The 24,904-nt window shown below is 34.6% G+C and carries 21 protein-coding genes; 8 read left to right on the forward strand and 13 right to left on the reverse strand.

The window, feature by feature from the left end; genetic code table 11:
* The first annotated feature begins 53 nt into the window (after window positions 1-53).
* A complete protein-coding gene (locus G7A72_RS14355; protein WP_113666139.1) occupies window positions 54-782 on the forward strand; it encodes a biotin--[acetyl-CoA-carboxylase] ligase in 729 nt (242 codons plus the stop codon).
* Window positions 783-792: 10 nt separating this feature from the next.
* On the opposite strand, the gene G7A72_RS14360 is transcribed toward G7A72_RS14355, so the two are convergent.
* The 5 genes from G7A72_RS14360 to pyrE form a co-directional block, all read right to left on the reverse strand.
* The gene (locus G7A72_RS14360) at window positions 793-2,109 is read right to left on the reverse strand and encodes a TolC family protein (RefSeq protein WP_165152950.1); all 1,317 of its coding nucleotides are present in this window, start codon (window positions 2,107-2,109) and stop codon (window positions 793-795) included.
* Between the two features lie 5 nt (window positions 2,110-2,114).
* On the reverse strand, window positions 2,115-3,233 hold the full coding sequence (locus G7A72_RS14365; protein ID WP_165152951.1) for an HlyD family efflux transporter periplasmic adaptor subunit: 1,119 nt from the start codon (window positions 3,231-3,233) through the stop codon (window positions 2,115-2,117).
* 64 nt (window positions 3,234-3,297) lie between these two features.
* The gene (locus tag G7A72_RS14370) at window positions 3,298-5,715 is read right to left on the reverse strand and encodes an ATP-binding cassette domain-containing protein (RefSeq protein ID WP_165152952.1); all 2,418 of its coding nucleotides are present in this window, start codon (window positions 5,713-5,715) and stop codon (window positions 3,298-3,300) included.
* A gap of 232 nt (window positions 5,716-5,947) precedes the next feature.
* A complete protein-coding gene (locus tag G7A72_RS14375) occupies window positions 5,948-6,340 on the reverse strand; it encodes an SRPBCC family protein (protein ID WP_113634258.1) in 393 nt (130 codons plus the stop codon).
* Window positions 6,341-6,363: 23 nt separating this feature from the next.
* The gene (pyrE, locus tag G7A72_RS14380; RefSeq protein ID WP_113634257.1) at window positions 6,364-7,011 is read right to left on the reverse strand and encodes an orotate phosphoribosyltransferase; all 648 of its coding nucleotides are present in this window, start codon (window positions 7,009-7,011) and stop codon (window positions 6,364-6,366) included.
* 7 nt (window positions 7,012-7,018) lie between these two features.
* On the opposite strand from pyrE, the gene G7A72_RS14385 reads away from it, so the two are divergent.
* Window positions 7,019-7,618, forward strand: a complete 600-nt coding sequence (locus tag G7A72_RS14385; RefSeq protein WP_165152953.1) for an NUDIX hydrolase — start codon at window positions 7,019-7,021, stop codon at window positions 7,616-7,618.
* Between the two features lie 57 nt (window positions 7,619-7,675).
* Here G7A72_RS14385 and G7A72_RS14390 read toward each other — a convergent pair whose 3' ends face one another.
* Window positions 7,676-9,406: a M14 family metallopeptidase gene (locus G7A72_RS14390; protein WP_165152954.1), complete on the reverse strand. Its 1,731-nt coding sequence runs from the start codon at window positions 9,404-9,406 to the stop codon at window positions 7,676-7,678.
* Window positions 9,407-9,563: 157 nt separating this feature from the next.
* Here G7A72_RS14390 and G7A72_RS14395 point away from each other — a divergent pair, with 157 nt between their 5' ends.
* The gene (locus G7A72_RS14395; RefSeq protein ID WP_165152955.1) at window positions 9,564-10,910 is read left to right on the forward strand and encodes a DEAD/DEAH box helicase; all 1,347 of its coding nucleotides are present in this window, start codon (window positions 9,564-9,566) and stop codon (window positions 10,908-10,910) included.
* A 180-nt stretch (window positions 10,911-11,090) separates the two neighbouring features.
* Here G7A72_RS14395 and G7A72_RS14400 read toward each other — a convergent pair whose 3' ends face one another.
* The 4 genes from G7A72_RS14400 to G7A72_RS14415 all read right to left on the reverse strand — a co-directional run bounded on the left by G7A72_RS14400 (window position 11,091) and on the right by G7A72_RS14415 (window position 13,964).
* A complete protein-coding gene (locus G7A72_RS14400) occupies window positions 11,091-11,669 on the reverse strand; it encodes an alkylphosphonate utilization protein (protein ID WP_165152956.1) in 579 nt (192 codons plus the stop codon).
* Window positions 11,670-11,787: 118 nt separating this feature from the next.
* On the reverse strand, window positions 11,788-12,243 hold the full coding sequence (gene coaD, locus G7A72_RS14405) for a pantetheine-phosphate adenylyltransferase (RefSeq protein WP_091169019.1): 456 nt from the start codon (window positions 12,241-12,243) through the stop codon (window positions 11,788-11,790).
* A 44-nt stretch (window positions 12,244-12,287) separates the two neighbouring features.
* The gene (locus G7A72_RS14410; RefSeq protein ID WP_165152957.1) at window positions 12,288-12,980 is read right to left on the reverse strand and encodes a DUF421 domain-containing protein; all 693 of its coding nucleotides are present in this window, start codon (window positions 12,978-12,980) and stop codon (window positions 12,288-12,290) included.
* 9 nt (window positions 12,981-12,989) lie between these two features.
* Complete coding sequence (locus tag G7A72_RS14415) at window positions 12,990-13,964, reverse strand: D-alanine--D-alanine ligase (RefSeq protein WP_165152958.1); 975 nt, start codon at window positions 13,962-13,964, stop codon at window positions 12,990-12,992.
* Between the two features lie 218 nt (window positions 13,965-14,182).
* On the opposite strand from G7A72_RS14415, the gene G7A72_RS14420 reads away from it, so the two are divergent.
* The 4 genes from G7A72_RS14420 to G7A72_RS14435 all read left to right on the forward strand — a co-directional run bounded on the left by G7A72_RS14420 (window position 14,183) and on the right by G7A72_RS14435 (window position 19,373).
* Complete coding sequence (locus tag G7A72_RS14420) at window positions 14,183-14,809, forward strand: PASTA domain-containing protein (protein ID WP_165152959.1); 627 nt, start codon at window positions 14,183-14,185, stop codon at window positions 14,807-14,809.
* Window positions 14,799-15,842, forward strand: coding sequence for an RluA family pseudouridine synthase (locus G7A72_RS14425; RefSeq protein ID WP_165152960.1), 1,044 nt, complete (start codon window positions 14,799-14,801; stop codon window positions 15,840-15,842). The genes G7A72_RS14420 and G7A72_RS14425 overlap by 11 nt, the downstream gene beginning before the upstream one ends.
* A gap of 308 nt (window positions 15,843-16,150) precedes the next feature.
* Window positions 16,151-16,681, forward strand: a complete 531-nt coding sequence (locus G7A72_RS14430) for a C40 family peptidase (protein ID WP_165152961.1) — start codon at window positions 16,151-16,153, stop codon at window positions 16,679-16,681.
* A 223-nt stretch (window positions 16,682-16,904) separates the two neighbouring features.
* Complete coding sequence (locus G7A72_RS14435) at window positions 16,905-19,373, forward strand: zinc-dependent metalloprotease (protein WP_165152962.1); 2,469 nt, start codon at window positions 16,905-16,907, stop codon at window positions 19,371-19,373.
* A gap of 89 nt (window positions 19,374-19,462) precedes the next feature.
* Here the strand turns inward: G7A72_RS14435 and G7A72_RS14440 are convergent, their stop codons facing one another.
* Complete coding sequence (locus tag G7A72_RS14440) at window positions 19,463-20,881, reverse strand: adenosine deaminase (RefSeq protein ID WP_165152963.1); 1,419 nt, start codon at window positions 20,879-20,881, stop codon at window positions 19,463-19,465.
* 372 nt (window positions 20,882-21,253) lie between these two features.
* Here G7A72_RS14440 and G7A72_RS14445 point away from each other — a divergent pair, with 372 nt between their 5' ends.
* Complete coding sequence (locus G7A72_RS14445; protein ID WP_165152964.1) at window positions 21,254-22,786, forward strand: SulP family inorganic anion transporter; 1,533 nt, start codon at window positions 21,254-21,256, stop codon at window positions 22,784-22,786.
* Between the two features lie 115 nt (window positions 22,787-22,901).
* Here the strand turns inward: G7A72_RS14445 and G7A72_RS14450 are convergent, their stop codons facing one another.
* Complete coding sequence (locus tag G7A72_RS14450; protein WP_256371153.1) at window positions 22,902-24,176, reverse strand: NAD(P)/FAD-dependent oxidoreductase; 1,275 nt, start codon at window positions 24,174-24,176, stop codon at window positions 22,902-22,904.
* A 41-nt stretch (window positions 24,177-24,217) separates the two neighbouring features.
* Window positions 24,218-24,742 carry a GNAT family N-acetyltransferase gene (locus tag G7A72_RS14455; protein WP_165152966.1) on the reverse strand — a complete coding sequence of 175 codons (525 nt, stop codon included), beginning with the start codon at window positions 24,740-24,742 and terminating at the stop codon, window positions 24,218-24,220.
* Between the last annotated feature and the right edge of the window lie 162 nt (window positions 24,743-24,904).

A 24,904-nucleotide genomic window follows, 5' to 3' on the forward strand; every position in this document is an offset into this window, starting at 1 on the left:
ATTATTTTTGAACCTTAACACAATATTAAATTCTGTTTCACAAATAAACGTATATGAAAGTAATCAAACTCGATGCCATAGATTCAACAAACGAGTTCCTTAAAGGGCTATCGAACAAACAAGAGCTTGAAAACTTTACGGTTGTTACTGCGGAGACTCAAACGAAAGGTAAGGGGCAAATGGGTGCCATTTGGGCCTCTGAGGCAAGTAAAAACTTAATAATGAGTATTTTGGTAAAGGATTTTCTACCGGATATTTGTCAGATATTCAATCTTAATATTGTTGTTTCGCTTGCTGTAATTGAGGTTTTAGAATCAATTAATATTCCAGATCTTAGTATAAAATGGCCTAACGACATAATGTCATACAATAAAAAAATAGGTGGCATTCTGATAGAAAATACTATTAAAAGTGACGGAACAATCCTTTCTATTGTCGGTTTAGGGCTCAATGTGAATCAAACTAATTTTGAAAATTTGCCAAAAGCATCTTCTCTAGCTGTTATTATTGGCCAAGAATTCGATAAAGAAGCACTTCTTTTTTCAATCGGCAGCGCAATTGAAAAAAATACTTCGTTCTGGAAACAGCATCCGACTATCTTATGGACTAAATACATTGATAATTTATATAAGAAGGGCTTACCGATGCCTTTTTCAAATCAACACATGACTAATTTTATGGGGATTATCCAAGGCGTTTCGGCTATTGGTAAACTTCAGGTTCTTTTGGAAGATGATAGTATTTCAGAATTTGATATTAAGGAAATACAGATGTTGTACTAGAATCCAACATTTATAAAACAAATTTTTCGCCTAAATAAAATTTTATTAGCGCATTATTGAATAGCAATTCATACTTGGATTGAATTAATTCGGCTTGAGAATTATTAAAATTCATCTTTGTCAGGTTTAACTCGTTGATATTTATTTTACCTAATCCAAATTTTAAAATATCGGCTTCGTAGCTTTTTTTTGAAAATTCAAATGCTATTGCTGCTGATTCATTTTTTTTAATGGATGTTTTGGTATCTGTTATTGCTTTTAAAATTTCTTTCGAAAGTCGATTCTGTTCAATTTGTGTTTCTATTTTGGATTGGCTGTAATTGAGTTTACTGGTTTTAATTCTTGAAAAATTTTCAAGCTGATTGAAAATTGGAATAGTTAAGTTGAATCGAAGTCCTTTGGATAAATTAGCGTTAAATTGCTCATCAAATGTAACTTGAGGATCTTTGATAATGTAATTTGAACCTATTGAAAAACGCATATTCAATGAAGGATATAAGGCTGATTTAGATATTGAAATTTCAGTTCGCATCTTTTGTTCATTTAGCACACGCATCAAATAGGATGGATGAATTGCTACCGCATTATTAGTCAAAAAATATTGATTTTCATTTATTTCAGGGTTTTTATAGAATTCTAAATTGGGCTTTATTAAGATAATTTCGCTCCCCAAAGAGATGTTCATCAATTGCTTTAAACTGATAAAATTATCCGTTAAATGATTCTGATTTGTTAACAGATTTAATTCTTCTGTAGCTTTTTGAGATTTTATTTTGAAAACCTCACTTTCACTTATAACGCCCGATTCAAACTTTAAAATTGCTAATTCCAATTGCTTATCGCTCGCCTTTATTTGTTCTTGATTGGACAAAATAATTTCTTGTAAATATAAAATGGTAATGAATTTTTGTGCCAAATCAATCGTGATTTCATTCTCAATTTTTTGAATATTTACTTCATTGATTTGAACATCCTTTTTCGCTGATTTTATAGTATTGATTGTGGAAAAACCAGAGAACAAATTATATTCAGCGTCAACATCCCCTGAATAATTTTCGATTTTTTTATTGACAAATAAATTAGTGTCCGGATCAATTTCCCTGCCCCAAGATTGTTTCTTTTCAACTGCTCCGTTTACCGATGGCAATAGTTTTCCATAGCTGGATTTGTATTTGTAGTTGCTTATTTCTTTAGATAAAAGCGCATTTTTCAGAGCTAAATTGTTTTCTAAGGCTAATGCGAGACAAGAATTAAAAGACAACAGTTCCTGTCCAAAGATTGCATTGGAAAACAAGATCAGCACTATGGGGAAAAGTCTAATTTTCATAACTGTTAATTCAAATTATTATCAATTTTATTGAATAATTTTTTCATTATATATTGGTAGAGTTTCATTTTTTCAATAATTACTTCTCCTTTGAGCTTGTATCCTGCTTTGAGATTAATATTGGAGTTGTATTTTTTGATTGTGGCTAAACAATAAAAGGTTTTATCCACATCGGATGGGGAAACGTAAGTAATTTTTCCTTTGACCGCACCAAAACGGTAATAGTTGTAAGCATCCAGTTTTAGGTTTATTTCCTGACCTTTTTTGATGTATGCAAGGTCCTTTTCATCTAAAATTACTTTGGCATAAAACGCTTCTTTTTTAGGTGCAATAATGGTCAGTATTTCACCTTTATTTACAATTTCAAGATTTTGTCTGGAATTGAAAAGATTCGAAATAGTGCCATCAATTGGAGATACAACATGTAATTTTCCCAACTCGTCCGTAATGTAAATTAGGTTTGATTTCCCATCTTTAATGAGCGTTTCAAGTTCCACAATATCTTGCTGGTAATTATGGATTTGATTTTCCACATCAATTATATTCCGAAGCAAATCATTATTGGTTTTCTGGTAATTATTAGATAAATTCTCAAAATCATAATTTTTCACTTCATAAGTCGATGTAATATCAATTTGTCCTTTTTTGTTATCCAGATTCCTGTTTTTTGTTTCGGTCAATTCATATTTCGAAATGGCGCCTTTGGCATAAAGCACTGAATCCGTTTGAAATTTATCCGTTAAAATTGAACTTTGTTGTGATGATAAATTGATTTTATTATTGAGGGAACTAATTTCTTGTTCTGCTTTTCTGCGATCTGTTTTGTAAATATTAGTTTGTATATTTAGGAGTTGTTTCAAAGAATTTTTGCGATTCCTCGTATTGTGAATCAATTTATAAATGATGTTTATTTTGTGTTTCATTCCAGCGACACCAGTATTTAAAATCTCAAAATCTGATTTGGTTTTTTTATTTTCCAGTAAGAAAATAGTGTCTCCTTTTTTTATTTCCTGACCTTCTTTCACCAAAACCTTTATTACTTTGGCTTCATTTGGAGCATTTATTTTTAGTTGTGGCGTATCAGAAAAAATTTGTCCTTCTTTAAAACTTACGGTATCATTCATCTTTATAGTAAAAATCAAAATGATAGTAATGAGAAGAAACGCCACTAAAATCCGATTTAGAATTTTAATAAATCGGATTGACTTCGTGTTGTAATATAAAGAGTTCTCCATTTGCTATTTTGTATTTTTTAGAAAAATTGATATTGGTTATTGGTTCATGCGAGATGATGATGTAGGTTTTTGTATCATCTTCATCAATCATTGTTTCTATCTTATTCCTAGATTCTATATCCATTCCAGATAACACTTCGTCTAAAATAATGAGTTCAGCCTGAGAAAATAAAGCGCGAAGCAAAAGGATTTTTTTTCGTTGTCCGGTAGAAAGATTTTTCCCGTTTTCGTTGATGATAAAATCCAATCCGTCGTCTTTTGAAGCTATAAAATCATAAAAATTGATTTGTTTAGCCATGTCCAAAATTGCCTCGACAGAAATTTCTTTTCCCAGAATGATATTGTTTTGAATTGTATCGTTGAACAACGTGTCTTCATTGGTTACCAATAGTATTTTGTCCCGCATTTTATCATCATTATAAAATTTCTTCTCTCTTTCGTTAATCAAAATAGAACCGGAATTGGGATGATACAGTGTCGTTAAAACTTTGCTGAAAGTTGATTTTCCAGAACCGTTTTGTCCTTCAATCTTAATTTTTTCACCTTTTCGAATTTTTAAATTAATGTCTTTCAGCACAAACTCATCGGGTAAATAGCCATAATTCAAATTCTGAAATTCAATTTTTTCAATGCTGAAATCCTGAATTCCTTTTTTACAGACTTTTTTTGTTTGTTCATCAAAATCCAAATATCTCTTTAGGATTACTTCATTTTCCTGAAGCGTCAAGTTATCATCCAAAATGCCTTTCAATGAGGAAAATATCTTAGAAGAAAGCGCTATAAAAGTCACGATTTGCCCAAGAGTAATGATTTGAGTTTCAATCGCGGATTTGGTCAGAAATAAAATGATAAAAATCGTGGAAACAATTACTATCAGCGCCACAACAATTTTATTCAGTAAATCAATATAGCCGTTTCTAAGTTGGATTTTTAAGTATTCATTGATACTTACAAAGATTTTAGTTGAATGAAATCGCTCTATTCTGAAACTTTTGATAACTTGTATTCCATCTACTTTTTCCATCATTTTAGAAAGAAAATCGGCTTTCCGCATGTAACGCAATCTTTCATTTTGTTTCAAATACGGAGTTATGAATTTGAACCATAGAAAAAACAAAATCATTACACCCAAAACGATTAAAGTGAGTGTTTTATCTATAAAAAATAAAATACATAAGGAGTAAATTGACACGCTGACATCCACTAAGATGTTAGTAAAAAACTTCATGAAAAAGCTTTTTAGTTTCAATGAATCACTGACTCGCTCCATTAAATCCCCTTTTTTATAAGAATGAATGTAGGAAAGTGACGATTGATTTATTTTAGTATCGAAAGAGAATAAGAAATATTTATCCAAGGCATTGCCTAAATGAATTCCAACAAAGTTTTTATAAACCGTGGTGAAAATGTCAAAAATTTTATAGATCCCAAGCCCGATTGCAAACAAAACCAGCGTGTTCAAATTATAGGTTGGCAACACATTGTCAATCATAATCTGATTGGTGAAAACGGCAATTTGTGCTGTTGCTGCTGAAAATAAAGCAGCAAAAATATAGATGTACCACAGTTTTTTATATTCTCCCAATTGATTGAATAATTGCCAATATAAACTGCGGCTGTCTTCCTCTGGAATTGACTGTTGTGGTTCTATTTCCTGTGTTTCTTCTTTGACAACAAGGATAAGTGGTGAATTGTTTTTTATTTTTCCCTTTTCAAATTCCAGTATTTTGAAGCTATTGGGGATAGCAGAAATTTCCTGATTTTTCAATAAATCTTTTATAAAATTTCTTTCGGCTTCGGAGTCTTTAAAGCCAAAATTTTCTTTTAGGTATTTGAAATAGGTAAGTTTGTTAAACAGTAAAGCGTGACCGTTTTCTTGTAAAGCATTTTTATAATTAATATGGTATTCCGCTAAATCTTGGGTGCAAATTGTTACTGTTTTATCTTCGGTATCTGTTAGATCCCAATGATTTTTGTTGAAATGTGCTTTTCGTTTTATTTCTTGCAAGGACAAAAAATATTGACTACCCTTGCTAGGGTCGTATATTTTGAGTTGCTTATTTTTCAACTCGTTAACAACCACATAATGCAAACCATTTTTATTTTCTATAGGAAGAATAAATGGGAATAACTCTTGTAGGTTAGCTTCATTTCCTGCAATGTAATTAATGTCAAATAATTTGAACTTCGCTTTAAAGCCATTTGAATTCAAAAAGTTTTTAATATCCGAAATCCGCGATCCTTTTTCTTCCAATGGAACATTTTGCTCGATATATTTTCGAGAAATTTTCCTTTGATAAATGTTGAAAATTGTTTTAATTGCGCTAATTCCGCAATCGTTGCTCTTTAATTGGGGATCAGTAATTGGCATGGATCATTTGATTTTTATCTCTGGTTATGGGGCCAACTAGATTTTAAATTATAATTAACTATTTAATAATCAGTAATTTACTAACATTAAATGAGTAATATAATTTTTTTCCATAACGAACCCAAAAAGACGATAAAATGACATTTGTTGCCTTTTATGTATAAAAAAAGTCTCTTGGTTTTCACCAAAAGACTTCACAATATTATCTAATTGTTACTATTTAAAATAGTTTTTACAATTTGTTCATGTTACTCGCTAAAGTTTCAATAAATTTTCCAATTGGACCTTTTATCATCATGGCCATCATAGGATTGAAATCACCTTCAAAATCAAGTTTTACATCACTTGAAGTTTCAGAAACAGCATCTATATTTGCTACCAATGTAAATGGAAGTTTGTCGCTTGCTGCACCCAAAACTATTTTAGAGGGAGCTACTTTTTCTTTCATTTTTAACTTTATTTCCGGCATCCCTTTTAGTCCAAAAATGAAAGCATCGTCACCAATAACTTCAAATTTAGCGATGTTTTCTGGCATTAATTTTTCAAAATTTTTCACATCACTCAATAAATCAAATAATTCTTGAGCTGATTTTTGAACTGTAACTTTAGGACTTTCTAAGTTCATTGTTTTTATTTTTTATTAATTGTTTAAACTTCAATTGTCCACGTGGACGGACTTACGTTCCATTCTCGCAAAGTCTGTTCTTCGTCCTCGGTGATATATCTTTTGGCAACAGCCAAATTCAATAAATTTTGATAATTACTCAGCGTAAATAAATCCAAATGTGCGCTCTTAAAATTCTGTTCAGCTACATCAAAACCATACGTAAAGATAGCGGCCATGCCTTTAACATTGGCTCCAGCTTCTCGCAAGGCTTCTACAGCAAGTAAACTGCTATTTCCTGTGCTGATTAAATCTTCTACAACAACTACATTTTGTCCTTTTTGTAAAAAACCTTCCACTTGATTTTGTCTCCCGTGTTTCTTTGGTTCAGGGCGAACATATACAAATGGCAATCCCATACTTTCCGCTACCAGCATACCAATTCCTATTGCTCCGGTGGCAACACCGGCAATAACATCTGGTTTACCAAATTGTTTCTCAATATTCTTGGAAAATTCATCCCGGACATAATTTCTTACGGCTGGAAATGAGAGGATTAATCGGTTGTCACAATAAATAGGCGATTTCCATCCAGAAGCCCATGTAAAAGGATTTCTTGGATTCAATTTAATTGCATTTATTTGCAAAAGAAATTCGGCTGTTTTTTCGGCTGTATCTTTATTAAAAATCATAGTACAAATGTATAAAGTTTTTGTTAACGACAAACCACTTTTTTTGACAAATCACATCTCTAAGGAGACAGATTTTCAATTATTTCTATTAGAAAGTATTGACATAGAACAACTTATAGTCAAAATCTTTCAAAATAAAATTAATAAGGCCTATCTGTATCATCCTGACGAAAGCTTGATTATGAAGACTTTAAAAGCTAAAATCCCCGTTTGTAAAGCGGGAGGCGGCTTGGTATATAATAAAAAAGGGGAGGTTTTATTCATCTTTAGAAATGGAAAATGGGATTTACCCAAGGGCGGAATCGAAAAAGGAGAGGAAATCGAGGATACTGCTATGCGTGAGGTTGAGGAGGAGACTGGTGTAAATGGCTTGTCAATTTCACATAAACTTCAAAAAACGTATCATGTTTTTAGACGAAATGGTAAGTACAAATTAAAAATCACGCATTGGTTCGAAATGCAATCTGATTTTGAAGGAACGCCTCAGGGACAATTAGACGAAGGAATTGACAAAGTGGCTTGGATGAATCCAGAACAAATCAAAGAAGCACTTAAAAACTCCTATGAAAACATAAAATTATTGTTCGAAGAAGAGAAGATTATATAAATTAAATGCCCCCAGAAAGTGTAAACTATTTGGGGGCATTTCTTTAAAAGAGGAATTTTATTTCAATACACGATAGACAGGATATTGTAAATGTGCCTTTTCATAGTAAGCCGAATGTTTATAAATCCAGTCCAATTGTGCTTCCGGATTATTGATGAAATTCACATCGCTTTGTTTTTTTAAATCAAATTCGGCTTTTAATTTTGGATTATCTTTCAAAATTTGTGTTGCTGAATCTTCAAAAACATAATCAGAATAGCCTTCTTTTTGTTGTAACATCGTATCGAAAAAATTCCAATTGAAGAAAGAATCGATTGCTTCTGGTTCTAATGTTTCCAATAAATATTTGATTCCCTTTTGTTGTGTAGGAATGACGTAATCTCCTTTGGCGAAAGCCACTTTCTCCATTTTTGAAGTTACCGAAGTGTTTCGGTGCAAATAATGGCCTTCATAAGCTGAATTTGTGGTTTTGAAATCTGCAATTCTGTAGCTTTCTACTTCAATTATGGTGTCGTTTTTTAGTTGGGAATAGGTAATTGTATTACTTTTTAATAAATCAATTATTGGCCAAAATCCCCTTGGAATGATATACGCTTCTGGAATCATTATCTCTTTTACAGATTTGAATTCCTTGCTGTATGAAATGTCTTTTTTGAATGGTTTTGTACGGTCATAAAACAAGCGATTTCCTGATGTTACGTCACTTTTCTTATAACTGGCTTCATAGCCTAAAAACGAAAAAGGAACCGTTTTGGTACTGTCTATTTCCCATTTAATGGTGTACGATTTCTTTGGTTGATACTGCTCTTCATTTTTCAATCGCAGTTGTTTGATTTTTTTGTAATTGGCATCCGTAAAATCGATTGCGGAACGCATGTATTCATACGTTACTTTCACGCGATCGGCATATTTTTTAAGCATGTGCGTTTCCACGACAAATCCGATAGTATTGAACAATGATGTGTAGCCCGTTGCAAATCGTGGGCTTTCAAAAAATTGACCAAAACCTTTGTCCGGTGTGTCCTGAAAAGCATTGACATAAGGTGTACTTTCGATATTCTTTTTTTGTAAATCTTGGACCAAAGTGGGCATCATTTCAGTATTTAAAAAATCACCTAAAACGGTTCCCAATTTGTTATGCTGCGTCATAATGTACGTGAGTTTGTATTGGTAATCTGAACCATTGCTAACGTGATTGTCAATAAAAACATCAGCATTTATTTTATGGAAAATTTCCACAAAACTTTTAGTGTTTCGGGTATCGGACTTGATGAAATCGCGATTCAGATCATAGTTTCTCGCATTGCCACGAAAGCCATAGATTTCTGGTCCGTCCTGATTGGCTCTTGAAGTAGAATTTCTGTTTAAAGCTCCGCCTATATTATATACCGGAATACAAACAATAACCGTGTTTTTAGGGGCTTTTATTTTGCCTAAAGCTAAATCTCTAAACAATTGCATTGAAGCGTCAATTCCATCCGGTTCTCCTGCGTGAATACCATTATTGAGTAGGATTATTGCTTTGTTTTTTTGGATGTTTCCAAAGTCAAATTGTTTTTCAGGGTTAAAAACAACCATGTGCAAGGGTTCGCCACTGTCTGTCAATCCCATTTTTTGCATTTCGATAGTAGGAAAATCATCTGCCAAAAGTTTGTAATAAGCTATTGTTTCTTGATAACTAGCAGATTGGTTTCCATTGCCTTTTTCGAAAAAAGTATCGTATTTATTCGTTTTTTGTGCAAAAGTACTGATGGAGAATAGTAAAAAAAGGAATGTGAAAAGTCTCATATTTCGGTTTTTAAATGGAATTTCAAATGTAGCTTTTTTTAGATAACTGTAGAAATGAATGTAATAAAAGGAATTTTCCGATTGAAAAAGAATGAAATTTGATAATTCAAAATTCATAACTCACAATTAAAAATTACCTTTGCACCAAATTGAAAAAATGAATAAGAAACACCATTCCAACAATATACTTTTGAATTTAGGCATTGAAAGCCTGAATGAAATGCAGGAAGTAGCACAAGATGCTATTCTGAATGACAATAATGTTTTATTGCTTTCGCCAACAGGTTCCGGAAAAACTTTGGCTTTTTTGTTGCCTGTTTTAGAAATGTTGCAGCCTGAAATTCAATCGGTTCAATGTTTAATTCTGGTTCCATCACGTGAATTAGGATTGCAGATTGAGCAAGTTTGGAAAAAAATGGGAACCGATTATAAAGTAAATGTATGTTACGGCGGACATTCCATTGATACTGAAATCAAGAATTTAAGCAATCCTCCAGCAGTTTTAATTGGAACTCCGGGAAGAATTGCTGATCATATCGACAGAGGAACTTTCCGTGTGGATAAAATCCAAACGCTGATTTTGGATGAATTTGATAAATCCTTACAATTGGGTTTCCATGAGCAAATGTCATTTATCATTGGAAAATTAACGAAACTGAATAAACGCGTTTTGGTTTCCGCTACTTCCGATATTGAGATTCCAAGATATACTAGAGTGGTGAACCCAACGATTTTGGATTTTATTCCAGAAAACGTAGCAGAAACGAATCTTTCGATGAAAATGGTAGTTTCGAAAGAAAAAGACAAAATAGGAAGTTTGTTTAATTTGATTTGTTCGTTGAAATCGCAGTCGGCAATAGTTTTTTGTAATCATCGCGATGCTGCAGAACGTATCAGTGATACGTTGAACGAAAAAGGAATTTATGCCACATATTATCATGGCGGAATGGATCAGGACGAAAGAGAACGTGCGCTAATCCAGTTTAGAAACGGAAGTGTGAGTTATCTAATCACTACTGATTTGGCTGCCCGTGGACTTGATATCCCTGAAATGAATCATGTTATTCATTATCATTTGCCATCCAAAGAAGACGAATTTACCCATAGAAACGGACGTACTGCTCGTATGTTGGCTTCTGGTACGGCGTATATTATTGCTCATGAAAGTGAGAAAAAAATGGATTATATTGATTATGGAATAGAAGCTTTGAAAGTTGAAAACTCTACCTCATTGCCAAAACCACCTGAATATCAAACCATTTACATCAGTGGAGGAAAGAAAAATAAATTGAACAAAATTGATATCGTAGGTTTCTTTTCTCAAAAAGGGAAATTAGAAAAAGGCGATTTGGGATTAATCGAAGTGAAAGATTTTATCTCTTTTGCTGCCGTCAAATTCAACAAAGTAAAAGATTTATTGCACGCCATTAAAGACGAGAAAATGAAAGGCAAGAAATTTAAAATTGAAGTCGCTCGAAAAGTGATTAAGAAAGAGGAAGAGTAGTAGGTGGTGAGAAGTTATAAAAATACTGATTCCTTTTCTAATGTTTATAAAAAAAATCGTTAGTAGTAAAGTTTTACTGCTAACGATTTTTTATATTAAAAATGATTCTTTTGGAAGTCAGTGTACATCTGAGTTATTCACAATTCACGATTCACCACTCACTTTTCACTAAAAAAAGAATTATATTTTCTTAACGTATTGTGTAATAATTACAATAGTTTGACCGTCAACTTTTCCTTCAATATATTCGGCGTTTTCGTGGTCTAGTCTGATGTTACGCACTGCAGTTCCTTGTTTGGCCACCATGCTTGAACCTTTTACTTTTAAATCTTTGATTAAAACGACTGAATCTCCAATTTCAAGAATTACTCCGTTGCTGTCACGGTGAATTACTTTTGTTTCGTCTTCTTCGCCTTCACCAGTTGCTTGTGCCCAAGCTAAAGTATCTTCATCTAAGTACATTTGGTCCAGTAATTCTTGAGGCCATCCAGCTGCACGCAAACGACTTAATATTCTCCACGCGACAACCTGTACGGCAGTATGTTCGCTCCACATGCTGTCATTTAAACATCTCCAATGATTTAAATCTACGTTATCTGGATTTTCAATTTGGTTTATACACGTACTGCAAGCCATGATACTCTCATCAAGTCCGCCTTTTTTAGTTGGTAAAACTTGGTATACTTTTAGGTTTTCTGTTGCACCACAAAGTTCACATTTTGATCCGCTGCGTTTACTTAATTCTCTTTCTATACTCATGTTTAATGGCTTTTATTTTTGGCGAAATTACGGCTTATTGCTTCGTTTCACAAGTTATTGTATTATAGTTTCAGTAGGGAGTTAACTGGAAGCTGTACCGACAATTGAATACTGATTACTATTTTACTCGAACTGCATCGGGAACCAGCATTTCATATTGTCCTCCGTTACGGATTACATCTCTCACGATGCTGGAGCTGATATATGAAGTTTTTGCTGCGGTCAATAAAAACACGGTTTCTATTTTTGATAATCTGCGATTGGTGTGGGCGATTGCTTTTTCAAATTCGAAATCGGCTGGATTGCGCAAACCACGAAGTATAAAGTCTGCTTTTATTCTATGGCACAAATCAATTGTCAAACCTTCATAGGTTATTACTGAAACTTTTGGTTCGTTTTTGAAGGTTTCTTCAATAAAACGTTTTCTGTCTTCCAATGAAAACATGTATTTTTTTTCGGCATTGATTCCAATAGCGATTACGATTTCATCGAATAAAGAAATACTTCTCTTGATGATGTCCTCATGTCCTAAAGTGATTGGGTCAAAAGAACCCGGGAATATTGCTTTTCTCATTGCGTAAGATATAATTAAATCGAATGGATTTTGGTTGGGTTGAATTAGGTTTTTCGAAGTGTATCTATTGCTTCGACCCATTCAGATTTTGTACAAACGCTGCACAGCGCATTTCCTTGTTTGTGGCTTTCCGTATTGCCGCAAAAGGTACAGGAATAAATGCCTTCCGTTGGTATCGTTTTACTTTTTAGTTTAAATAAAAAAGGTAAAATTGGCAATCCTGGTTGGACCTCATGGTCTTCGTAATAGAAAATACTGATTTCACCGCTAGTTTCCATAAATGCATTTTTGACTTGTCCTAAATGTTCCACCGATTTCAATCGAAGTTCTGAAAAAAATTCATCTTGAGCCAGACTTTCTTTTTTAAATGTAGCAATTGAAAATTTCCCTTCGCTGATGATACATTCGGTTTTTCCTTCTATAAACTCTTCAAATTTCTTGCTTTTTCCGGTGAGCCAAGTTACTAATCGGTACAGAAGTATAATGACCAGAAATACGGTTATGGGCGGAATGATTCCAACTTGTTCATAAAACATGGGATCGCCGGCCGCTGAACCCAGAGCAATAATTATTACTGTTTCAAAAACAGATAATTGCTTCACGCCACGTTTTCCAGCCACTTTTAATGTCAACAGTAAAACGACAAACATTATTGTGGAACGGAAAATGACTTCTAAAAGAAATGATTCTGGTAAATCATTGTATAATAATCGGTTCCATTCAAAGATTTCTAACATAATTTAAAGTTAGTTATTTAATGCCAATTCTATCGCATTAGTAAACAAATCCTCCAATGAAATCCCAGCGGCTTTGGCTTGTTGTGGAATCAAACTTTCTGTTGTTAATCCTGGAATGGTGTTCATTTCCAACATGTGTGGTTCTCCGTTTACCAATATGAATTCGCTTCGGGAGAAACCTTTCATTTTGAGGACTTCGTAAGCGCGTTTGGCTATTTCGCTTACTTTTTGTGTCATTTCATCTGAGATTCTTGCCGGTGTGATTTCTTGTGATTTACCCAAATATTTGGCTTCATAATCGAAGAAATCATTGTCAGAAACAATTTCAGTGATTGGTAAAACGGTTACTTTTCCTTTGTAATTGATTACTCCAACTGAAACTTCGGTACCGTCAAGGAAACTTTCGATGATGATTTCGTTGTCTTCTTTGTAAGCAACTTCTATTGCGATTGGTAATTCGGCAGCAGTTTTTACTTTGGAAATTCCAAAACTAGAACCCGCTTTATTAGGTTTAACAAAACAAGGCAAACCAACTTTAGCGACAATTTTTTCAGTATTGATAACATCGCCTTTGTTTAAGTAATAGGAAGTGGCAGTTTTTATTCCGTATGGTTTTAAAACCGATAATAAATCACGCTTGTTGAACGTTAAGGCTGCTTGGTAATAATCGCAGGATGTTTGCGGAATATGCAATAATTCGAAATAGGCCTGCATTAATCCATCTTCGCCGGGAGTTCCGTGAATGGCGTTGAAAACACAGTCGAAAGTAATTTTGTTGCCATTAACAGTAACTGAAAAATCATTTTTATCGATAGGGAATTCGGAGTCGTTAGCATCAACATAGACCCATTTTTCTTTGAAAATATGGATTCGAAATCCGTTGTATTTCGTTTTGTCCAGAAATTGATATACGACGTTTCCGCTGATGAGTGAGATTTTATATTCGCTGGAATATCCGCCCATGATGATGGCAATGTTTTTCATTTTGTATCGTTTTGTTCTTAGTTGTTCGAATAAATAATAAGGTGTTTTTAACACTAGATTTTAGCCCCGATAGTAGTGGAAATCCTTTTTATCAGTCTTTTCGGCGGATAAAAAGATTGCAACGGATAGCGGGAAATAGCTCCAAAAAGCATTAAACAAAATTATCATTTTTTTTGGAACGAAATAGCTTTATCTTTGCCGCATATAAAAATAAATTTATGAGTTTACGTAAGTATCTTACCAGCCGTGTCTTTTTTGTACAAGTATTAATTGCAATTGCCATTATTGCTGCTTTGGGCTATTTGTTTATGCATTGGTTGACTTTTACAACAGATCATGGACATGAAATTGAAGTTCCCAATTTGAGTAAATTGACTGAAGAGCAAGTGGAGGAAAAGCTGGACGAGTTGGACTTAGATTACGTGCTTTTGGATAGCGTAGATTATAGAAGTGATTTTCCGCAATACAGTGTGGTAGAGCAAGATCCAACACCGGGTACAAAGGTAAAAGTAGGTAGAAAAATATACATAAAAATAAATACTTCAGGATTTTCATCTGTGCGAATTCCTGATTTAGTAAATAAAACATATCGTGAAGCGGTGCCGACTTTGAAAGCTTTAGGACTTGAAGAAGGATCGGTTACATATGTTCCAAATCTTGGAAAAGATATGGTATTGGAAATGCGTTTCAAAGGAAGAAACCTGAAAGCAGGGGACAGAGTCTTGAAATCATCCAAAATTGATTTGGTTTTAGGAGACGGAAAAATGAGTTACGAAGAAGAGGAAAAGGCTGCAGATACGCTTGCAGCACCAATAGAAGAAGAAATACCAGTTGATGAACAATAATATAGATACAATAGATTTAGAAGACGAGTTATTTGAACATTTCAGGTTTGAAGTTCCTAAAGGCCAAACGTCCTTGCGAATTGATAAATACTTGATGAGCCTTATTCAAAATGCGACTCGCAACAAAATACAAACTGCAGCTACCGAAGGAAATATTTTTGTAAACGACGCCACGGTAAAGTCCAATTACAAGGTAAAAGCCAATGATGTGGTGCGCGTTATGCTTACGCACCCTCCTTACGAAAACCATATTATTCCGGAGAATATTCCGCTTGATATTGTGTATGAAGATGATACTTTGTTATTGATAAATAAATTGCCAGGAATGGTGGTGCATCCCGGTCACGGGAATTACACGGGAACTTTAGTGCATGCGTTGGCGTATCATTTTGATAATTTGCCAATGAACAGCAGCGAACGTCCCGGATTAGTGCATCGAATTGATAAAGATACTTCGGGTTTATTGGTGATTGCCAAAACGGAAGCGGCGATGACGCATCTTGCCAAGCAATTTGAAGCGAAAACTTCTGAAAGAGAGTATGTCGCTTTGGTTTGGGGAAATGTCGTGGCTGATAAAGGAACGATTGAAGGAAACTTAGCAAGACACTTGAAAGATCGCATGCAAATGGCGGTTTTTGCTGATCCCGAAATAGGAAAACCTGCTGTAACGCATTACAAAGTGTTGGAACGTTTTGGATACGTGACATTGATTTCGTGCCAACTGGAAACCGGAAGAACACATCAGATTCGTGCGCATTTAAAACACATAGGACATCCTTTATTTAATGACGAGCGTTATGGCGGTCATTTGATTTTGAAAGGAACTACGTTTACTAAATACAAGCAGTTTATAGACAACTGTTTCAAAGCATTGCCAAGACAGGCTTTGCACGCCAAAACGTTAGGCTTTGTACATCCTACAACCGGCGAGATGATGCGTTTTGATACGGAACTTCCGCAGGATTTAAAGGATTGCATCGAGAAATGGAGAGGATATTCAAAATCCCATGGTACGGACGAAGAAGAAGAATAAAAATATGAAAAGCCCCGGATTGGGGCTTTTTTGTGGAAAGTAATTTGCATTGCTTGTTCTAAAAGACACGCAAAGATTGTTATACTGTATGTTTCTTGGTATGTTTATTGTTTGTATTGTAGCACTTGGACTTTTTTACGCGCTTTCACTACAATTGATATAATTCATTGAGATTTGTAAAAGTGAACTTTATGGGATTCCATAAAGTTCTGTTTCAATTATGAAATACACAAGGCAGGGATTCCAATTATAAAAATTTAAAGGATGCTAATTTGATTTTTACTATGAAATTTAAAAGGATAAATACCGTGAAATTGACATTATTCATAGGTTTATCGCTACTTGATGTAGGTAACGATTCTTATGGTGCATTTAGGTCAGTTAAATCGTCTCCTCAAAGAAATGAAAATACTGTCACTAAGATATTTGTAGATCCGATTGAAAATGATGATTCCTTGGGAACCAAGATTGTCAATTTTGGAATGAGATTACTAGGAACACCTTACATTACAGCGGGCTGTAGCAAAAATGGTTTCGATTGCTCCGGATTTGTGTACTATGTCTATAATAATTTTAAAATTAAGGTTCCTCGCAGCTCGTCGCAATTTGAGAATTTCGGTAAAGAAATCCCGATTGCCGACGTGAAAAAAGGAGATATTTTGTTGTTTTTGAGTCCGACCAGAAATGTTATCGGCCATTTGGGCATCGTAACAAATCCAAAAGGAGTGGAAAGTGATTTTATTCATTCTACCTCAGGTCGTGAAATGCAAGTGGTGATTACCAGTCTAAAAAAGCCAGGTTATACTCGTAGATTCGTAAAAGCAATACGTGTTTTGTAAATAAATTTTGCTCGAGATTCAGGATTTGTTTAACGTAAAGCTGATAGTTTTAGACTAAAACCAAATCTGGCAGGTTGTATTTTATGGTGCAAAATTACCGATAATAAAAAGAAAAATACTAGATTGAATGGTTGTTAATTAAAAGTTAAACCAATGAATACTATTCAATTTGTAGGCTCTAAAAATTATTTTTGGTATTGATTAACCACTAAATAACCACTAAATGAAGAAATTTTTCATTTTAACAGCAATTGCTGCGGCAATGCTTGTACCTACCGCCCAATTTGCCCAATCCAAAAGAAAAAAAGATAAAAATGCCACTGTAGTCCCGCCACCGGAAAAGAAACCGGAAGCGACGATTAAGGAATACAGCAAGGTAATTACTAAAGATGCCGTTTCTGACGATGGATTGTTTATCGTTCATAAAGTGGATAAGAAATATTTCTTCGAAATCCCAAATAAATACTTGAATAAAGACATGCTTTTGGTCAGTCGATTGGCTAAACTTCCAGCTAATTTAGGCGGCGGATATGTAAATGCCGGTTCCGAAACCAACGAGCAATTAATTGTTTGGGAACGTTTTCAAGACAAAATCCTGATTAAATTAAAATCATTCAGTGCAGTTGCTAATGACAGTTTGCCGATCAGTATTTCGGTGAAATCCAATAATTATGAACCTATTTTATTTGCTTTTGATATTGTAGCGTTCAGCAAAGATTCGTCAAATACGGTAATTGATGTGACTAAATTTTATGCTACCGACGTGAAATCAATTAGCGGTTTATCGGCTGATATGAGAGAAATGTATAAAGTAAAAGGACTGGATGAATCCCGCAGTTTTATCAATACAATGAAAAGTTTTCCCATGAATATTGAAGTAATTCAGGATTTTACCTATAACGCTTCAAAACCGCCGGTTCAGGCAGATTCAGAAACAATCAGTATCCAGATGAATCAATCGATGATTTTATTGCCTGAAAAACCCATGCAGCCCCGATTAGCGGATCCTCGAGTGGGTTGGTTTACGATGAATCAAATTGATTATGGAAGCAACGAATTAAAATCCGACAGTAAAACCTACATCCGCCGTTGGAAATTAGAACCCAAAGATCCTGTCGCTTACGCAAAAGGTGAACTGGTAGAACCGATAAAACCGATTGTTTATTATTTAGATCCTGCCACGCCTGAAAAATTACGCAAGTACATCAAGCAAGGAATTGAAGATTGGCAAAAGCCTTTTGAAACTGCAGGTTTTAAAAATGCGATTATCGCCAAGGATGCTCCAACTAAGGAACAAGATCCTGATTTTAGTCCGGAAGACATCCGGTATTCGGTGATTCGTTACGTGGCGAGTACAACGCGTAATGCGGTTGGACCAAGTGTTTCTGATCCTAGAACGGGAGAAATTATTGAAAGTGATGTGATTTGGTACCACAACCATTTGCGTTCTTATAGAAATCGGTATTTGTTAGAAACCGGAGCAGCAAATCCTTCGGCAAGAACATTAAATACCAGTGATGAAGAAATGGGAGAAATGATGCGTATGGTTATTGCGCATGAAGTGGGACATGCTCTTGGTTTTCCTCATAATATGGGTGCGAGTTGTGCGTATGACACTGAAAATTACAGAGACGGTGCTTTTACTCAAAAGAACGGTATAGCAGCGAGTTTGATGGATTATGCGCGTTTTAATTATATCGCGCAACCAGGAGATAAAAATGTGCGTTTCATTCGCCAGATGGGACCTTACGACCATTATGCCACCAATTGGGGATATAGATTCATTCCAAATATAACTTCGCCAGAGGCTGAAGTACCCACATTAGACAAATGGATTATGGAAAAAGCGGGAAATCCAATCTATAAATTTGGATCCCAAAGCAGTAGTTTTGACCCGACTTCGCAAACAGAAGATATTGGGAATAATTCGATGAAAGCGGGTTCGTACGGACTTAAAAACTTGCAATATGTAGCGGCTCATTTACCGGAATGGACTAGTGATGTCACTAATAATTATGATGATTTAGAGGAGTTGTACGAAGAAATGTTGGGTGTTTGGAGTAGGTATGTAGGTCATGTAGTCACTAATGTTGGCGGCGTTTATGAAGCGACCAAAAAACCAAATCAAAAAGGAAGTATTTATGATATTGTACCAAAAGCAAAACAACAAGAAGCGATGCAATGGTTGCAAGACAATGCTTTTGCTTCTCCAACGTGGTTGGTGAATGTGAATACATTGAAAAATATAAATTATGCTGGATACACAGAACGTTTCCGAAACTTACAAGCCAGACATTTGAATAGTGTCTTGAGTTTTGAACGCCTGGGTCGATTAATGGATGCAGAGATAATGGGAACGGCAAATTACAAAGCCTTGGATTTATTAGCAGATATGCGCAAAGGAATTTGGAAAGAGGCTAATTTACCAACAAATGTGACGATTTACAGAAGAAATTTGCAAAGAGCATATATCGAAAGAATGGCATTTTTGATGAAAGAAGAAATTAAATCCGGTCGTCCATCTGATTTTTACAATGTGGCTCAATCTGATTTAAGAGGATTGGTAAGAGGTGAATTAAATGCTTTAAGAACGACTTTGGCAGTTGCTAAAACTAGAGCTATAAATGCAGAAACCAAGTACCATTATGAGGATGCCATCAAAAGAATTGAATTGATTTTAAATCCAAAATAATCAGAATGTAAATTCTGTTTCACCAAAAAATCCGCTTTTGTAGCGGATTTTTTGTGTTATAAAAATAAATCTAGATTGAAGTGAACCATTTATTTTAAAGGGAAATTAGCTTCGAAAGTTTTGAATCTGGCATCTAAATCCTTTAGCAATTGCTTTTTAATGGAAGCCTCTTTTATAAAACTGTAATTGATACTGTTGTACACATATTGCTTGATATCGGTATAGGAAACGTCTTTGTATCTTTTGGCTAACAAAACATATTGTTCGGTCATATTCGTGCGCAATATCCCTGCGTCGTCAGTACTGATTACGATGGGAACACCAAATTGTTTATACAAAGTCAGCGGATGACGGTTTTCTTTCACTTTCAAAATAAACTCGTTACTCACTAAGTTAATTTCGATAGGAATAGTTTTCTTGGCCATATAACGCAATAAATCATACGAATCTTTCTCGTACGCCATATCAACTCCGTGACCAATACGATGAGCTCCTGCAGTATAAACGGCTGCGCCAATGTGCCAAGTCAAATCTTCGGGTTGCACTAAACCAAGCGTCAGCTCGCCGGCATGCATCGTATATTTTACATTTGGATAACGGGAATTACAATATTTAAACATTAGCATGTGTAACCAGTAATCTTTCATCGAAGTTTCGCCATCTTCTGGTGAAACTATATTAACTCCAGCCATTAGCGGACTTTGATCTGCCGAAATGAATGCAATTACCAGATTTTTGAATAAATCAACAGGTTCCATGAAACGCAAAACAAAATTTTGATAGCGCATCGTAAATTGCTTATCATCAATTTTTAAATCGTTGTGCATTTTCGCTACAAAACTAGTATTGAATGTTGTGGCGTAGGATTCAGCATCTTTTTTCAGTAAGGAATTGTACACTGAATCCAATGTTTTCAAAATTGCTTTTTCATCTTTTGCCAAAGCTAATTTTCGCAATCTGGAATTGAATTGCGTTAAATCATCCGTGTTCATTATAGTTGGAATCGTAGAAAGTTGCGTTTCGATGTAACTGACATTTTCTGAAATGGCTCTGTTTTTTAGTTCCAATAATCCCTGTCCAAAATTCCCTTTTATGGCCGGTTCAAACTTCATAAAAGATTCAAAAAACAATTTATCCGATGGATAATCCACATAATTATAGTCTTTTACGGACCATTTTTGCATTATTTTTTGTTTGTAAACGTCTAGTGATCCGTTGTTTTTCAAGGTCGAAAATAATTCCCAGTTTCCGGTTGATGGTTTTTCTTTTAAAACATCCATCGTTTCGGTATTGAGATAAAAATCATCAGCAATCGCACGTTGTAATAATGGCTCCGCGTAAATCGAACCGGAAAAGTGGTGGTGTAAATCGCCGCCTTTTGGCATTTGTGAAAAGAAAGCAGTTAAATCAGCTTCATTATTTCTAATCTTTTCAAAATAGTCGTTCGTCGATTGCGAGTAACTGATATTTAGAAGAAGAGCGAAGAATAAAGTATGTAGTAATTTCATAGGTTTTTTTTATTGTGTCGATAGTGTTTTGCTTATCATTTTCAAAGAAAGTATTTTATTTTAAATATATTGATTCATAGCTATTTTTAAATTTGAATCGATTGATGTCGCATTTAAATGCTTGTTTTATGAAAAAAAACGATAATTTTTGCCAAATTTACGCAATTTCACTTTCTGTTTGGGGAAACGAGTTAAAAGTTTTATTTTTGCAGCTCTAGTGAAAAACGTCATCCTAGTAATCTCAGAATGTACTCCGACCTGATTTAGAGTCTTTAAATCAAGGGATTTTCCCCAAAAAAGTTTATCGAAATTATTTTTCGATGCAATTTTGAACAATAAAATTGTATCGGAAGTTTCTTATTATAATTATTCATGAAAAAAGCATTTAATTTATTTGATTTCTCACAAAAAGTCAATTACAGAATAGAAATCTTGGCGGGATTAACGGTTGCTATGACCATGATTCCAGAATCCCTATCTTTTGCTATAGTAGCGGGTTTTCCTCCGCTGATGGGTTTATACGCTGCATTTATCGCCGGTTTAATTACGGCAGTTTTCGGTGGAAGACCTGGAATGATTTCTGGTGGAGCAGGAGCAACTGTGATTGTTTTAATCGCATTAATGAATTCTAATGGACTAGAATATGTGCTTGCAGCCGTTGCCTTGGCTGGTGTTTTACAAATTTTAGTAGGTATTTTTAAACTTGGAAAATTTATACGATTGGTGCCGCAACCCGTTATGTTTGGTTTTGTAAATGGTTTAGCGGTTATTATTTTCATGTCGCAGTTGGATCAATTTAAAGCAGTAGTCAACGGGCAAAGTACATGGCTATCGGGAACTCCATTGTTCATTATGGTGGGATTAGTAGCACTGACTATTGGAATTGTAGTGGTACTTCCTAAAGTAACAAAAGCAATTCCGGCTTCATTAATGGCAATCATTGTGGTATTTGCTTTGGTTTTTTTCTTTGGTATTGAAACCAAAACGGTACGCGATATTGCTTCAGTAAGTGGTGGTTTTCCGCCATTCCACATTCCGAATATTCCGATAAATCTGGAAACGTTGCAAATTATATTTCCGTATGCTTTAATCATGGCTTCCGTTGGGTTAACAGAAGGATTGTTGACCTTAAATTTAGTCGATGAAATCACCGCAACTAAAGGAAATGGAAATCGCGAATGTATTGCGCAAGGGAGTTCGAATATTTTGAATGGCTTTTTCTTCGGGATGGGTGGTTGCCCTATGATTGCACAAACATTAGTTAATCTTTCGGCGGGTTCCAGAGCGCGATTGTCTGGAATTGTTGCTGCGCTGACTATACTTATTATTATTTTATTTGGTGCCCCAATAATTGAACAATTGCCTATGGCGGCTTTAGTTGGTGTCATGATTATGGTGGCAATCGGAACTTTTGAATGGGCAAGTTTTAGAATTATCAATAAAATGCCTAAACACGATATTTTTGTTGGAGTTTTGGTTGCGCTAATCACTATTGTATTGCATAATTTGGCTTTAGCCGTTTTGATTGGAGTAATTATTTCTGCATTAGTTTTTGCATGGGAAAGTGCCAAAAGGATCCGGGCTAAGAAATATATCGATGAAAAAGGGGTGAAGCATTATGAAATCTACGGACCTTTATTTTTTGCTTCCACTACGGCTTTCTCAGAAAAATTTGATGTTTCAAATGATCCAAACGAAGTCGTTATTGATTTTAAAGAAAGTAAAATTACCGATATGAGTGCGATTGATGCTGTAAATAAAATTACGGAGCGGTATGCGAAAGTCAATAAAACGGTTCATTTGCGATATTTAAGTGCAGATTGCAGGACCTTATTAAAAAATGCTGACACCGTAATTGACGTAAATATTCTTGAAGATCCTAGCTATAAAGTGGTGATAGATTAGCGATTTAATTTATAGAAAGGCAAAAAAAATAGCCACAGATTCACCGATTATAATTTTTTTGATAAATTAAAATCTATGAAATTGTGGCAATAATCGATTTATAATGTACAGCAAACTATATTTTCATCGCTTCAGCAGCTAATCGTCCTGTTTTTAGAGCTGCATTGATAGATCCATTCAGTAAATCGTCTCCACAAATAAATAGTGTATCTGAAATTTTTATTTCAGAAGCATCAATCGTATTTCGCACACTTTCTTGAGTTGGCAAAGCATATTCAATGCGATAGGCTTTCAGCATTTTCCATGAATTTACTTTTTCGCCATACCATTGTTTTAATTCTTGTTTCATGTTTTCTGCCAAAGTTGCGTCATCAATCGTTGGGATTCCATTGAAAGAAACGGATATAAGTGCTTTTCCTTTTGGCGCATACGCTTTGGAAACATTAGAAATCACTGTCAAATTATTCACCCATTTTTTCTTAGTTGAAGCATTTAAAATCACAACTGCTTTATCAGTTGGCGCTTCATTGGCTTCAAAATAGATATTTGTAACCTGATGAGAGGTCATTTTTTGTTTCGGAAAGAATTTTTGGGTAAGGTTGTTTGCGGTCGTAGCCAAAAGGATTTGGTTGGCTTCCATAACGGTTCCATCTTCAGTAACTACGGTTTTGCCTTCAATAGCAGTGACTCTTGTATTGCATTGAATACTGCCTTCGGGAAGCATGGCAACTAACTGTTTAGGTATTTCTTCCATTCCTAGTTCAGGAACCGCCACATCTCCATCTGAAAACATTTTCATCACAAAATCAAACATTCGACGCGAAGTTTTCAATTCATTCTCCAAAAAGATTCCCGAGAGGAAAGGCGCATAAAAACGTTGAATCATTTTTGTACTAAAACCATACTCAGCCAACTGTTTGCTGGTCGTTTGTTCTGGTTGTTCGAAAATTTCGTCAATGGTTAGTTTTTGTAATCTATTCTTTAACCAGAGCGTATTAATTTTATCTTTTAAAGTACCAACGGGAGCAAAAAGTGTAGCAAATGCTGCCGAAGGTCTTCGGAATGGATCTGCGATTTCAAAATTGCCTCCGTCATAAAGAACGGTTGCTCCGGGTAACATTTTCTTTAGTTTTAAATCCGTGTAATTCAGTAATGCTTGTGTTTCTGGATAAGCCGTCAACAGCACTTGGAAACCTCTATCTAAAAGAAAACCTTCATGTGAATCGGTTTTAATTCTCCCGCCCGCGCGTTCACTGGCTTCCAACAGCATTACTTTTCGCCCTTGACGATGCAAATGAACAGCAGCAGCTAATCCCGCCAGTCCTGCTCCCACAATAATTACATCCTGTTTCATAGTATTTTGATAATGTTTGGCACAAAAATAAGGCAATTGCCGTTTTAGAAGTGCCTAAACAAGTTATAATTTAATTTTTATTCATGAATTTCAAATCGCATCAATAAATCAGTTTGCTCGTCATTACCCATTATAAAAACATGTTTGTCAAAAACAACAAATCCATTTTTTGTATAAAATCGAAGTGCTCTGTGATTTTCTTCCCAGACACCAAGCCACACAGAATCAACATCAGTATTTTTCGCAATTTTTTTTACTTCGTCTAGTAAAAGTTGTCCGATATTTTTTCCATGAAAATTTTGTAAAACATAAATTCGTTGCACTTCTAAAGCATTTTCATTTATAGATTCTGTTTGCGCGTCACCAAAGTTTATTTTTAAATAGCCAACAACTTCATCATTTGAGTACGCGATATAAAACTGAGAATTTACATTGTTTAATTCAGCCGTTAGTTGCTCCGTATTCAAGCTGTTTTTTATGTAATCGGCAATATTTTCTGTCGTATTTACACCGGCAAAAGTTTCAGTGAAAGTTTGGATGCTTATCTTTTGGATTGTTTCCAAATCAGATCCTGTTGCTTTTCTAATCTCAATTTTATTCATAATTATTTCGTTGGTATTTTATTTTTCAAAAATAATTAAATTAGGAAACAATTTTCATTATCTATTGAACTATTAAACAAATCAATTTAATGATTCGTGATTTCTTGATTGCAATTAGTACTTTTGAGAAAATTAATAAAAAACGCTCAAAAGAGTACTGTC

The sequence above is a fragment of the Flavobacterium sp. Sr18 genome, from assembly GCF_011064265.1.
Lineage (GTDB): Bacteria > Bacteroidota > Bacteroidia > Flavobacteriales > Flavobacteriaceae > Flavobacterium > Flavobacterium petrolei.